Source organism: Desulfobulbaceae bacterium DB1 (genome assembly GCA_001914235.1).
GTDB lineage: Bacteria > Desulfobacterota > Desulfobulbia > Desulfobulbales > SURF-16 > DB1.
The window spans coordinates 55,802-68,635 of sequence record MQUF01000014.1 but is presented as its reverse complement, the minus strand read 5'-3'; the positions used below and the strand labels follow the sequence as shown (position 1 = coordinate 68,635).

The 12,834-nt window shown below is 52.7% G+C and carries 12 protein-coding genes; 3 read left to right on the top strand and 9 right to left on the bottom strand.

Annotation, left to right across the window (positions count from 1 at the left end):
- Positions 1 to 29: 29 nt before the first annotated feature.
- Positions 30 to 218 carry a hypothetical protein gene (locus BM485_12030; GenBank protein OKY74574.1) on the top strand — a complete coding sequence of 63 codons (189 nt, stop codon included), beginning with the start codon at positions 30 to 32 and terminating at the stop codon, positions 216 to 218.
- On the opposite strand, the gene BM485_12025 is transcribed toward BM485_12030, so the two are convergent.
- Positions 203 to 502 carry a hypothetical protein gene (locus tag BM485_12025; protein OKY74573.1) on the bottom strand — a complete coding sequence of 100 codons (300 nt, stop codon included), beginning with the start codon at positions 500 to 502 and terminating at the stop codon, positions 203 to 205. The genes BM485_12030 and BM485_12025 overlap by 16 nt on opposite strands.
- 369 nt (positions 503 to 871) lie before the next feature.
- Between BM485_12025 and BM485_12020 the strand changes: the two genes are divergently transcribed.
- Together BM485_12020 and BM485_12015 are read left to right on the top strand one after the other, a co-directional pair.
- The gene (locus BM485_12020) at positions 872 to 1,486 is read left to right on the top strand and encodes a hypothetical protein (protein ID OKY74572.1); all 615 of its coding nucleotides are present in this window, start codon (positions 872 to 874) and stop codon (positions 1,484 to 1,486) included.
- 191 nt (positions 1,487 to 1,677) lie between these two features.
- On the top strand, positions 1,678 to 3,714 hold the full coding sequence (locus tag BM485_12015) for a hypothetical protein (GenBank protein OKY74571.1): 2,037 nt from the start codon (positions 1,678 to 1,680) through the stop codon (positions 3,712 to 3,714).
- 14 nt (positions 3,715 to 3,728) lie between these two features.
- On the opposite strand, the gene BM485_12010 is transcribed toward BM485_12015, so the two are convergent.
- The 8 genes from BM485_12010 to BM485_11975 all read right to left on the bottom strand — a co-directional run bounded on the left by BM485_12010 (position 3,729) and on the right by BM485_11975 (position 12,694).
- Complete coding sequence (locus BM485_12010; protein ID OKY74570.1) at positions 3,729 to 4,361, bottom strand: hypothetical protein; 633 nt, start codon at positions 4,359 to 4,361, stop codon at positions 3,729 to 3,731.
- Between the two features lie 170 nt (positions 4,362 to 4,531).
- A complete protein-coding gene (locus tag BM485_12005; GenBank protein ID OKY74569.1) occupies positions 4,532 to 6,208 on the bottom strand; it encodes a hypothetical protein in 1,677 nt (558 codons plus the stop codon).
- Positions 6,209 to 6,373: 165 nt separating this feature from the next.
- Positions 6,374 to 7,153, bottom strand: a complete 780-nt coding sequence (locus BM485_12000; protein ID OKY74568.1) for a cobalamin 5'-phosphate synthase — start codon at positions 7,151 to 7,153, stop codon at positions 6,374 to 6,376.
- Positions 7,154 to 7,190: 37 nt separating this feature from the next.
- Complete coding sequence (locus BM485_11995; protein ID OKY74567.1) at positions 7,191 to 7,994, bottom strand: hypothetical protein; 804 nt, start codon at positions 7,992 to 7,994, stop codon at positions 7,191 to 7,193.
- A complete protein-coding gene (locus tag BM485_11990) occupies positions 7,981 to 8,781 on the bottom strand; it encodes an MBL fold metallo-hydrolase (GenBank protein ID OKY74566.1) in 801 nt (266 codons plus the stop codon). Before BM485_11990 ends, BM485_11995 begins: the two co-directional genes overlap by 14 nt.
- A gap of 10 nt (positions 8,782 to 8,791) precedes the next feature.
- Complete coding sequence (locus BM485_11985; GenBank protein ID OKY74565.1) at positions 8,792 to 9,253, bottom strand: deoxyuridine 5'-triphosphate nucleotidohydrolase; 462 nt, start codon at positions 9,251 to 9,253, stop codon at positions 8,792 to 8,794.
- A gap of 50 nt (positions 9,254 to 9,303) precedes the next feature.
- Positions 9,304 to 10,584 (bottom strand): hypothetical protein, encoded by a 1,281-nt coding sequence (locus BM485_11980; protein ID OKY74564.1) that lies wholly within the window; start codon positions 10,582 to 10,584, stop codon positions 9,304 to 9,306.
- 16 nt (positions 10,585 to 10,600) lie between these two features.
- Complete coding sequence (locus BM485_11975; protein ID OKY74563.1) at positions 10,601 to 12,694, bottom strand: polyribonucleotide nucleotidyltransferase; 2,094 nt, start codon at positions 12,692 to 12,694, stop codon at positions 10,601 to 10,603.
- Between the last annotated feature and the right edge of the window lie 140 nt (positions 12,695 to 12,834).

Sequence of the window (12,834 nt, the reverse complement as noted above, 5' to 3'; positions counted from 1 at the left end):
AAGGGAACATCATTGATCTTTTTTTAAGTATGGCAGCAATATGGTATGATGTAAATCGACTTTTGCCGGCTTTTCCCAAAGCCGCGCGCTGTCGTTCAATTCCTGACACCTTCATGATTCTCTTCGAAAAATCGGCAGCCCACCAGCCTGACTTCAAGCTGGTGACGAAAAAGGCCCGACCAATGGCCGACAAAAAAACGACTCAAACGGCAATCTGATCAATACGCCCCTGATAGACAACTGGGACAATGCCGCGGCTGGTCACCGCCATTTCTTCCTCCTTGCAGATTCTGGCCGTATAAACTTCCTGGCAATCCGCAATGATGTCGGCAACCCAGTCGCACATATCCCTGTCAAAATATCCTGACGGCAAAGGCTCGGAAGCGCGCTCACCAACAAAATACAGCCCCTCGCATTTCTTTTCATAAATCAAAAAACGGTCCGCCTTCCCAAAACGGCCGTTCACCTTAATCCGGTCATTGGAAATAACTGCGATACGCATTCTCGTCCTCCGGTAAAAATACACCCCCACTTGCTCCGGCATGTGCGCCAATGCAACATGCCTTCCTCTAATTCTACAAGTTACATGCCAGGTGGGCGTCTTTTCTTGATCCGGAAGCCAACGGGTCGATTTTACCCCATAAGTTTTTTTTGATTCTCCTTGCCCTTGACACGGGAAACTCATTTTTTATACGACAACGCTGTGGCACAATTCAATTTTTTAAACCTTGACAAAATTCACGTCGAACCGGGCCTGTTCGGCTTTTCAGCTTGACCGAAAGCCCCTTTAATACTATGTTTTCCGGTAGTTCCCATGTTTTTTGTATCCCTCACCCGCATCCATTCTCCAACTTAACTCGAGGAAAAAAAATTGACTGAGAAACAAAGTGCTCCGGAAGGATATGTCAAAAAAGAAACAACTTGGTTCATTGCATTGTCTGCGCTTGCTTTCGGTTTTCTGGCCGGAATCGTTTTCAGCGTTTACAAGGCGGCGCCGCTGCCGATGACAGCACAATCGCCCCCGCAACAACAACAGAATCAGGCACAACCTCCGGATGCGCAGATCACATCGGCAATTCTTGCCCTGGAAAAAGAGGTTGTGGTCAACCCGGACAACCTTGAGGCCTGGACTCAGCTGGGGAATTACTACTTTGACACGGAAAATTTTCCGAAAGCCATCGACGCCTACAATAAGTCCCTGGCGTTAAACCCCAATGACGCCAACGTGATAACGGATCTCGGCGTCATGTACCGCCGCATCGGCAAGCCGAATGAGGCAATCGCCACCTTTGACCGCGCTCTTGCCGTCAACCCCGACCATCCGACGGCAAAATTTAATCGTGGCATCGTCCAGCTATACGACCTGAAAGACAAGGAAGGCGCACTGAAAACCTGGGAAGAATTGATCAAGCTTCATCCCGATGCAAAGGCTCCCAACGGCCAGTCTGTTTCCGAAGTAATCAAAATCGTCAGAGAACAGCAGTAACCTTCCCGCCGATGAACAAGCGTGCCGTGTCAGCGCCCGTAACGGCCCCACACGGCACGCTCAGCCTTTCCGCCGACTTTGTTCCAGCTCCTCTTGCGGTTTTTCGTGCGAATATGTAATGTAAATTGTAACATGAATTTCGTTGTGCAACTTGAGGCAATCTCCTGCCGGCCATTAAGGGATTCCAAACAGTGAAAATATCCCGCACCTATCCGCTCACCCTGCTCTTTGCCATTGTCGGCGTCCTGCTTGTCGGCTCCCTCTTTCTCATCTCGACCCATGCCTACTTCCACCACCTGGAAGGAGAACTCAGGAAAAAAACCGCCGCGCATCAGGCGAAAAGAGTCATCAACGAAGAGATTTCCAGTAAACTTTACAATCTCAAATCCTACTTTTATCAACTTATTCCCGAAACACGCCGGGAAAAGCGGCTTCTCACCCAAAACCTCATCACCCGCGAGCTCACCAGCATCCGGTCAGCATTTACCGTTCTGGAACAGGGCGGTGTTTTTCACAAGAAAGTCCACTTCAACACCTTGGGCCACGAAGAATTACAGGACCCGATTGCCTACACCCCCTTGACTTCGGAAAAATACAACCTGGAAATCCTGGGGATCAACCCTCTTCTGCTTGAATTTGAAAAAAAAATCGCGGCCCTGGAAGAGATGCTCGGCCGCGGTGCGGATCTGTCAATCGATCAGCAATTAAAACCGGCGGGCGACAAAAAGGAAATCCTTCATTTTCTGAAGACGACCGAACCTTTTTTCGACTCCCTGACCGAAGAGGGGAATGCCATTCATGTCAGCAGCTCTGCTGAACTCGCGGCAATCGAGGCGGAGGGGGAAAAGCTCTTGCGCCGATACAAAATTCTTGAATTTTCCGCATTTTTCGCCATTCTCCTGACAACTTTTTCCCTCTTTTTCATCCTGGCCCGCAAAATAGTGATTATCACCAATCAATTGCAGGTGGAAATCCAGGAAAAAAAAGCGGCGGAAGACAAAATAAGTCGAGCGAAGCAGGAATGGGAACGCACCTTTGACGCAGTCCCCGATCCCATCGTGCTGCTGGACCAGCACCACCGCGTCATCCGTCTGAATCGCTCCATGGCCGTTCTTGTCAACAAACCGGTTGAACAATGCATCGGCATGTTCTGCTATGAACTGATGCACCAATCCGACATTCCTCCCGCTTATTGTCCCCACGCCCTGCTTCTTGGCGATCATCACGAGCATAAAACCGTCCAGTATCTGGGAAACTTCAACGCCTTTTTTGAAGTCACCGTCTCACCGCTCTTTAACAGGGATGGAGAACTTTTCGGTTCAGTTCACATTGCCAGAGACATCAGTGTCCAGAAAGCAGCGGAATCCTCCATGCAGAAAGCCAATGAGGAGCTTGAACAGAAAGTCGAGGCCAGAACACAGGAACTAAAAAAATTCATTGCCGAACTGCAGACCGAAATAACGGGGCGCATCAAGGCTGAAGAGGCATTGATCCAGACCCAGCACCAGCTGCTTCATGCTGAAAAGCTGAGCGCCATCGGCAAACTCTCGGCCTCCATTGCCCATGAATTCAACAACCCTCTTTTTGCCATCACCAACATCCTGATCACCATCCAACAACAGGAATCACTTTCTGCGGAAAATGAAAAAATGCTGCAACTGGCTATTCAGGAGTGCGACAGAATGAAAAACCTCATAATGCACCTGCGAGATTTCAAACGTCCCACCACGGGAATGATGTCTCCGACGGATATCCATCAAACCATCGACAGTATGTTGCTCTTGTGCAAAAAAGAATTTTCCGATAGAAAAATCAGGGTGGAAAAAGATTTCGGCAAAACAATGCCGCGGGTCACCCTCGTTCCCGACCAACTTTGCCAGGTCTTGCTCAACCTGCTTACCAATGCGCGTGATGCCTGCGCCAATGGAGGGGCCATCACCATCGCCACGGAGGTCCAAGACGAGGCCGGCACGATCGCCATTCATGTGGCTGATACGGGTTGCGGTATTGCTCGGGAGGAAATCGGAAAGATTTTCAAACCGTTTTATACAACGAAACAGGAAATGGCAGGGACAGGGTTAGGACTGGCGATTTCACTCGGCATTATAGAAAGGCACAGCGGGACGCTTTCCGTACAGTCGCAGCCGGGGCAGGGGAGTGTTTTCTCCATCGTCCTGCCGCTCACAACAGAGAATGGCACAATTGACGGGAATCAGATACTTCGGTAGGCGAAATTGCGAACTCAGAAACCGAACTCGGCCAGCAGATCATCCACCAGATCCTGGCTGAGCGGTCCGTCCGGGATAGTTTTCTTTGCCTCTTTCAGGCGTTCCTTCTTTTTCTCCAGATTTTCCGACGCGCTGTCTTTCCCCATATTCAACACCACCAGCGCCTCCACCAGCCAATCCCGCATCTGGTTCAACTCGCCTATCAATGCCTCCATTTTCTGGCGGGCAACATCCTGATAGGACTGCGATGCAATGATATCATAAATAGCGGCCTTCATGGGGGTAATCATTCCGCTTGCGGCGACGTTTCCGCCGTTGGCGCCATCACCCAGGGCATGCGCGAACTGATCCGCAAGTTCCGCCAACCTATCCGCCTTGCTCAGCACCTCGCCGGTTGACTGGCTCATCAGCTCAATGACGTTATAGGCGCTGCTGACCACGGAAGGAGCATGCTTGCCCGCACTGGTAAGCGGCGCCTCGACGCTTTTCATGTTGACAACCATCTTATTTATCTTCTGGGCCAGAGAGGCGAGCACCCCTTCCGCATCCAGAACTTCCGAGGCCTGTTTGTCAAAATCACCCCGCAATATGGCGTCAGTTATTTCCACCAGCGATGCGATTTTCGCATCAACATCAGAAACCGTCATGGCACCCCTTATCTTTCTTCATTTTTTGCTGACGCACAAGCCGAAACCATTGCCCCGGAACCACCATTATCGCAATATCATCAGTACATACGAAACAATATACTTTGCCCACCCGGCAAAATCAACGTTTTCAACCTTCCAGTCCTGATTTCCCGTCCAGGCAAAAACGGCTATCGATACCGAAGTTCCTTTTGATAAAATTTTTCTTTTGCCGCATACATCTCTTTATCAGCTTCGTGCATCAACATTTCAATTGCGCATGTATCGGTTGCGGCACCGCCGAAACTGACCGTCACGGGAAATTGCTCATTTTCACCCACTTCAATGAAAATTCCCTGAAAAGTCTCACAGTTGAGACGTTCATTAAAACGACGAAGCTTGCCTGAGTCACAGTCGGTAAGCAGAATGACGAATTCGTCACCTCCGGTACGGGCAAGGATATCGGTTGCCCGCACGTTTTTGCGCAGAAGCTCGCTGACCTTTAAAATCAGTCGATCCCCGGCCTCGTGGCCATAGTCATCATTGGCTTTTTTCAAACGATTGACATCCGCCGCGATGACCGCAAAATTCATATTGAACCTGCAAAATTTCTCCTTTTCCTCCAATAAGGCCTGCTCAAAATAGCCCCTATTGTACAACCCGGTGAGAGGATCGGTATTGGCCTTTTCCTCCAGCTTCCGGGACAACAGCCTGTTATCAAGATAGATTCCTAAAGGTTCAACAAAAAGATCCGCCAGTTCCTTTTCTTCCGGCACCTGCACCACGCCTTCCAGCAGCAGCAGGCCGACCAGTGCCCCGTTTCTCCCCCGCAAAACGAATTGCCTTGTTTCCGGCCAGGGAAGCATGTCCACATGCAGCTCACTTTGCCGCGACCCTTGAAAATTGCGGGACAGGTAGGCCCGTGTCACTTTTTTCAGCGCATCTTCCGGACACACCCCGCGCCGGGAAACCAGCCAGATCGTGGCTGGCCGAATATCATTAATCACCAGCAACGCATTTTCTTTTTTCAGCACGGAAAGGAAAAGGTCCAGAAAATGATCAACAACGGATTCAAGATCAGACACCTTCTGCATCAAGGCGCCCAGCTCGGCAAGACTGGTCAGCGTCTGACGCTGTTCTCTGATTTTCTCGATAAGCTGAATCTGGCGTGTCGTGTCACGGAAAAGAAGCAGACCGCCTGCGCCCAGAGGTGACCGACTGATACTTTCCGTCACATAGCGTTCTCCCAGTTGATGCATTTTTTTAACGTCATCAAGAGCCGCAAAACCACCCACGGCAGGACAATCCCGGCAGGGGGCGGTTCCGCCCAGCAGCTGATAACATTTTTGCGCCGTTTTCGGACTCAGCATCTCAGCCACTGTCCGGTTTTGTCCCTCGATAACAAAATCGCTATCCACCGTCAGCAGCGCCTCCGGCAGATGATCGATCAGCTCCTTGATTTGCCGCTGTTCGTCAAGCGCCTGCCGGCGACGCCTTTCCAGAAGCACGTTTTTTGCCTGCTGCTCCTTCCGGTTCAAATCAATTTTGCGGAGCAATGAAACTTCCCGGGTAATATCAAGCACGGTAATGACATGACCATCCCCATAGGGAGAAACCTGAAACCTTACAAAAACATCGCTTCCGTCATTCTTTTTTATGGTGGCGGATTTCTGCTGAAGAGAAAGCGGATCGCTCTTTAAAAGGCAATCCTCACAGGGCTCCTCCCTGCCGAGAAGATAAGAAAAACAGTGGACATCGCAACCATCCGTCGGCCACGATTTGTTTATGATGTCTCGCACTGTCTGGTTGACAAACCGCACCCGGTACGCGGCATCAATGATCAGGACGCCTGTTTTCACCGATTCCAAGACAGCCCGAACCTCCGGAAAAATTTTCCATTCACTAGTCATACTTAATGTAAGTAGCACGCCCCATTTTGCACTGTCAAGATCAAACAACAACCCTGACGTGCTTTAACATTCCGAACTCACGTATTTTTTTTGCGTGCCACACAAACTAACGGAAAATTCCCATCAGACGAAAAGGGCAAGAGTCAGCCAGCCAACAACCTCCCCGAACTCACAACCGGCACCGAGCACGTCACCGGTTATGCCTCCCAGCAGTTTGTGTCCATGCAAGCGCAGCAACAGTGAGGGAAGGATGGATGCCGCAAAACAACAGACAACCGGCATCAACCCGGATGCATTCATGTCGGCGCCGAACAAAACCGGAGTCAGAAAGAAAAAACCCAAGGCCACATGCCACCCTCGTGTCTTACCGACAAAGGCATGGCCGGTTCCGCTTGCCCTTGGATAACGGCTTCTATACGCAAGGAAGGTAATGGCGAATCGAGCGGCGGCAGGCACAAAGGCCAGACACAGCGGAAGAGAAAATGAAAATGCCGCTCCTTGCAGCATCGAAGAAAGCAAGGAGGTGAGGGCGGAAGTTTTCAGCAGCAGAACAAGAACAAGTCCCACCACCCCGAAAGTGCCGATGGCGGAATCCTTCATGATGGCCAGCCTTTTTTCCCGGTCAAAGCTGCCTCCCAGCCCGTCCAGCAGGTCGGCCACCCCGTCGAGATGCAGCCCTCTGGTCAGCCAGGCCTCACAGGTAACGAGCAACACCGCGACAAGAAAAGCAGACATGCCGAGCGCGAGCATGCCCCAGCCCGCCGCGACCAGGCAGAAACCGATGAACCAGCCGGCCACCGGGAAAAAGGCCCCGCTCTGCGGCAATTGTTCCGGATGAATTTCCCCTGCCCGCAATGGCAGGATGGTCAAAAAAGAAAGGGCAAATATCAGTGAACGCAGCATATTCCGCTCCTTCCCCGCCTCGTTCGGCGCATTTTTTTCACGACCGCATGCCCCGTTGCCTGTCGTAACCGGACCAGACCGTTTCAAGATGCGCCAAAGAGTCATGCAGGTCGCATGTGTTATACACCTCAATGGTGACAACCCCTTCAAAGCCGCCGGCCTGCAGCGCTGTCCCCAACTGTTCGGTAATGGATTTGTCCCCAGGGCCGAGCCCCTGGTGATCTTTGTTGTTGCTGATGCCGTGGTAGTGAATATGACGGGTGCGGGAAAGATCGGCCAAGAAACCGGGAAGATCATCCCCGAAAAAGAGGGCGTGCCCGACATCAAGGCACACGCCCAAGTCATGACTTTCAACCAAAGAGCGGATCCGCGCGAAAGGATAATCGATATTTTCAATGGCCACCAGCCTGCTCTGTCGGCCTATTTCCTTTTTCAACATGGACAGAAACGTGTCTACATTATCGCACCACTGCGCATGGGAAACATCATGCTGCCGGGGCAAATGCAGATCATAACAGCGGGGTTCAAGGAAATCAAGATCCGCCATCAGTCCGGCAATTACCTCGACCTCGTGTTTTCTTTGTTCAGGGCAGCAGTTGCCCGGCCTGATATCGGTCGGAAGATGCACGGTAAAACCTGTTTCATTTTCCCCGGCAAGTTTTTTCAGCATCTCCTTGTCGACGCCATTTTCAAGCCCCTCATTTGCCGGTGATTCAAAAAAAAGGAGCTGAATGTCATCCACCTTGTCGGCGAGAAATCGCACATTGTCAACCATGCCGGCCGGCAGGACAAAAGAGGTTGCGCCGATTTCCCAGGGAAAGCGTTTTTTAAATATCCGCATCAGCCCGGCATTCCGTAAGCTCAACGACTTCACCCGTTCTGTCCTGCCATGCCAGAGAAATCACGGGAGATACCGCGGCGTCGGATTTGACCGCAGCCTCGACCGTTGCCAGGGCAAGGACAGGATCATTATTTGTTTCGCTGATATGGGCCAGAACCACATGCTGCAGGCCATCATGGAGAAGTTCCGCGATAAAACCGGCCGCCTCCTCGTTGGCGAGATGTCCCTGCTGAGAACGAACCCGCTGTTTGAGCCGCAGAGGATACGGCCCATTTTTCAGCATCTCCGGATCGTGATTGCACTCAATAATCAGGCCGTTGCAAGCGGAAAGCCGATGCCTGATCAGACGGGAAACCATGCCGGTATCGGTACAGTACCCAAGCGAACAGCCGCCGCTTTGGACGACAAAACCAACCGGATCAGCAGTGTCATGGGAGACGGCAAAGGGATGAATCGAAAGTTCGTGCAGAAAAAAAACGGTGCCGGTGGTAAACTCCCGGACCGTGGGAACCGCACCCAATGTTTTGGCGGCAGCGGTGATGGTCCGGGCATTGGCATAAAGTGGAAAACCATATTTCCGGGCCAGGACGGCGGCGCCTTTAATATGGTCATGATGCTCATGCGTAAGCAGGATAGCGGATAATGAGGCCGTTTCCACCCCGATCACGGCAAGCCGCCGCTCCATCTCCACCCCGGAAAAGCCGCTGTCGATAAGAAGCCCCCGGCCCCGGGCCGAGACATAAGTGGCATTGCCCTTGCTGCCGCTGCCAAGCACGCAAAACCGCATTCGTCCTCCTTCAACGGCCGGAATGGCCGAAACCGCCTTCCCCTCTTTCCGTGACATCGAGAACCTCGACGACATGAATCCTTGCCCGACATACCGGGGCCAGCACCAGCTGCGCGATTCGGTCGCCCCGATTGACGGTGAACGTTGCGCGGCTCAGGTTGACAAGGCCGACTTTCACCTCTCCGCGGTAATCGGCATCAACGGTTCCCGGACTGTTAATCACGGTGACTCCATGCTTCACGGCAAGCCCGCTGCGCGGACGCACCTGCAGCTCATAACCGGCGGGGACGGCAACGGCAAAACCGGTGGGGACCAGAATGATTTCCCCGGGTTCCAGGGCAAGAGGAGAAGTAATTGCCGCCGCGACATCCATGCCGGCGGCAAGATCTGAATGATAGGCGGGCAAAGCCAGGTCCTTACTTTTTTCAGGATCCAGCCAACGCAGGGACAGCAAAACAGGATCGGGGGACATGAGAATTCACCGGACTTGAACGTTCTAAAAAAAGTACAGGATCTCCGCCTTCAGACCGCCTGCAAAGTGAATCCTGCCGGAAAGTGCAGATCGACGTCCGCCGCTGATAAGGGAGCGAGAACGGCTGTAGTCATGCCCTTGGAGAAAAGCCGCCCGGCCAGGCGGCAGACGTCCTCCGCCGTCACCAGGTCGAACTCCCGCAGCACTTCGTCGTAGGAGACATCGCGGCCGAAATAAAGTTCGTTCCTGGCCAGTCGCGTCATCCGCATTTCCATGTTTTCAGCCGCAAGAAACAGTCCGGCCCGGGCATAATCGCGGGCATTGGACAGCTCGATTGCGCTAACGGGTTCATGGCAGAGCTTGCAGAGCTCAGCCCGGATCACCTGAAGAGAATGATTGACGTTGGCGGGATTGACGCCAAGATAAACGCCGAGGTAGCCGCTGTCCTGGTAGGAATCCAGATAGGAATGAACAGAATAGGCAAGCCCTCTTTTTTCCCGGATTTCCTGAAAAAGGCGCGAACTCATGTTCCCGCCCAGAATTATATTGAGGATCATCAACTTGTAGCGGTCCGGCGAACTGACATCAAGTCCATAGGTTCCCAGCGCCACATGAGCCTGCTCAAGCGGCTTGGAAAACACCTTCTGCACCACGGGAAGTTCCTGGGGCATTTTCCGCTCGCCGCGAAAAAGGGCCTCTGACTTGTGCAGCGAGGAAAAGAGAGCGTTAAGCCGACCGCAAAAATTTTCATGATCCAGATTGCCGGCCGCGGCAAAAACGACCTGCCCCGGGGTATAAAAGTTGCGCATATGGTCAAGCAGCTTCTGCCTGTCCATGCGGGACACCACTTCAAGCGAACCGAGAATGGTATTGCCCAGTGGATGATGCCCCCAGAGCAGCCCTTCGAACAGATCATGGATCTGTTCTTCCGGCGTATCCTCCACCATGCTGATTTCCTGCTGAATGACCTGTTTTTCCCGTTCAACCTCTTCCGGATCAAAAAAAGAGTTGAGAAAAAAATCAGCAAACAAATCAAGCAGACGCGGAAGTTGCGTGTCAAGCACGGTGGCATAGTAGCAGGTGGCATCCTTGCCGGTAAAGGCGTTCGCCGTGCCGCCCAGCACATCGAGCTCCATGGCGATCTGCCCGGCGCTGCGCGTCGGCGTGCCCTTAAAAAGCATGTGCTCGACAAAATGGGAACACCCATTGGTCAGATCATGCTCATCCCGGGCGCCGACATCTACCCAGATGCCGACGCTCACTGTGCGGGCGTGGGATATGTGTTCGGTGACGACACGGATCCCATTGTCTAAAACCGTTTTACGCAGCATGGACACGTTGCGCCGCTTATCCTTCCATCTCGGCAATGGCTGCCTTACGGCTCAAGCGGATCTTGCCGCGCTGATCGACATTCAGCACTTTCACCGTAACCTCATCCCCTTCCTGCAGGATATCGGTGACCTTTTCAACCCGCTTGTTATCCAGCTCAGAGATATGAATGAGCCCGTCGGTTCCCGGCAGAATTTCGACAAAGGCCCCGAAATCAACGATTTTCTGAACCTTGCCGGTATAAATCCTGCCGACTTCAACCTCGGCGGTTATTTCGCTGACCCGGTCATATACCTTTTGCCCGACAATTCCGTCCGGCGCGAAAATCATGACCTTGCCGGAGTCCTCCACATCGATTTTCACCCCGTACTCGGCGGTGATTGACTTGATCATCTTGCCCCCCGGGCCGATCAGGTCGCGGATCTTATCGGGATTGATCTGCATGGTGAAGATTTTCGGCGCATGCTCGGGAAGTTTTGCCCGCGGCTCCTTGATGGCCTCGCTCATTTTGCCGAGAATATGCAACCGCCCGGTTTTTGCCTGCTCAAGGGCCTTTGTCATGATTTCCTTGGAAATCCCTTCAATTTTTATGTCCATCTGCAGCGCGGTGATGCCGTCCGCCGTGCCGCACACCTTGAAATCCATATCCCCGAGATGATCCTCATCGCCGAGGATATCAGACAAGACGACAACATTATCGCCGTCCTTGATGAGGCCCATGGCAACACCGGAAACAGGCTGTTTAATCGGCACGCCCGCATCCATCAGGGAAAGACAGCCGCCGCAAACCGTGGCCATGGAGGAAGAACCGTTTGACTCCAACACGTCCGAAACGATCCTGATTGTATAGGGGAAAGTGCCGTTATCAGGGAGAATGGCCTGGATAGCCCTGGTGGCCAGGGCGCCGTGACCGATATCCCTGCGGCTGGGGCCGCGCATGAAACGGACCTCGCCGACACAAAAAGGCGGGAAATTATAGTGGAGCATGAAAGGCAGATTTTCCATGCCGCCAAGGGTTTCAACTTTTTGTTCATCCTCTCCGCTGCCCAGCGTTGAGGTGACAAGGGCCTGAGTTTCACCTCTGGTGAACAGTGCCGACCCATGGACTCGCGGCAGAATGGCTATTTCGCTGCTGATGGGACGGATATCAGCAAAACTTCTACCATCAATGCGCTTCTGGTCATGAACAATCATATTGCGCATCATCGTCTTCTGCAGGTCATGAAGCAGGGATTTCGCTTCGGCCTGGGCACTGAACGCTTCATCTTTTGCCAGTTCGGCCAAGATGGTGCTCTCCAGTTCATGGTAGAGCTCACCGCGTTTCATTTTATCCGCGGTGGTGATGACCGTTTCCATCCCGGCGGAGGCGATATCCGCGATCTTCTTCTGCAACTCCTGATCGATTTCAGGCACAGTGACGGCAATTTTCTCCCGGCCGACTTCCCGGCGCAGCTCTTCCTGTATATCAAGCAGCGGCTGCAGACCTTCATGGCCGAAATAAATACCGGAAAGCACTTCATCCTCGGAAAGATTGTCCGCGCCACCCTCGACCATGACCACGGCATTACGGCTGCCGGCCACGATCAGATCCAAACGGGAATCGGTCAACTGCTCCTTGCTGGGATTAAGCACATACTCGCCGTTGATATAGCCCACCCGGACCCCGGCAATGGGACCCAGAAAGGGGATATTGGAAATGGTCAATGCAGCTGATGCACCCACCATCGCCATAATGTCCGGGTCATTCTCCTTGTCGGCGGACAAAACAGTGGCAATAACCTGCGTTTCATTCTTATAACCGGCGGCAAAGAGCGGACGCAAAGGCCGGTCAATAAAACGACACGTCAATGTTTCCTTTTCCGTCGGGCGGCCTATCTCCCGGCGGAAGTAACTGCCCGGGATTCGGCCCACGGCATAAAACCGCTCCTGGTATTCCACCGTCAGCGGAAAAAAATCAATATCGGGTCGTCCTTCCCTGGCAGCCGTCGCCGTTACCAGAACAACACTTTCACCATAGCTGACAACCACCGAACCATTGGCCTGCTTGGCCATTTTTCCTGTTTCAATGGTAAAGATCCGACCGCCAACCTCGACTTCTACTTTTTTATACATACATCACCTTTTAACGGCCGGTCAAACCGTGTTCCACGCCTGTCGCCGATAACGGCAACGTTGCGGGGGAGCACGCACTTTGTCCTGAAAACCGTTCCTTTGCCGGATTACGAACTACGACTGAACATTCATTCTGCCCG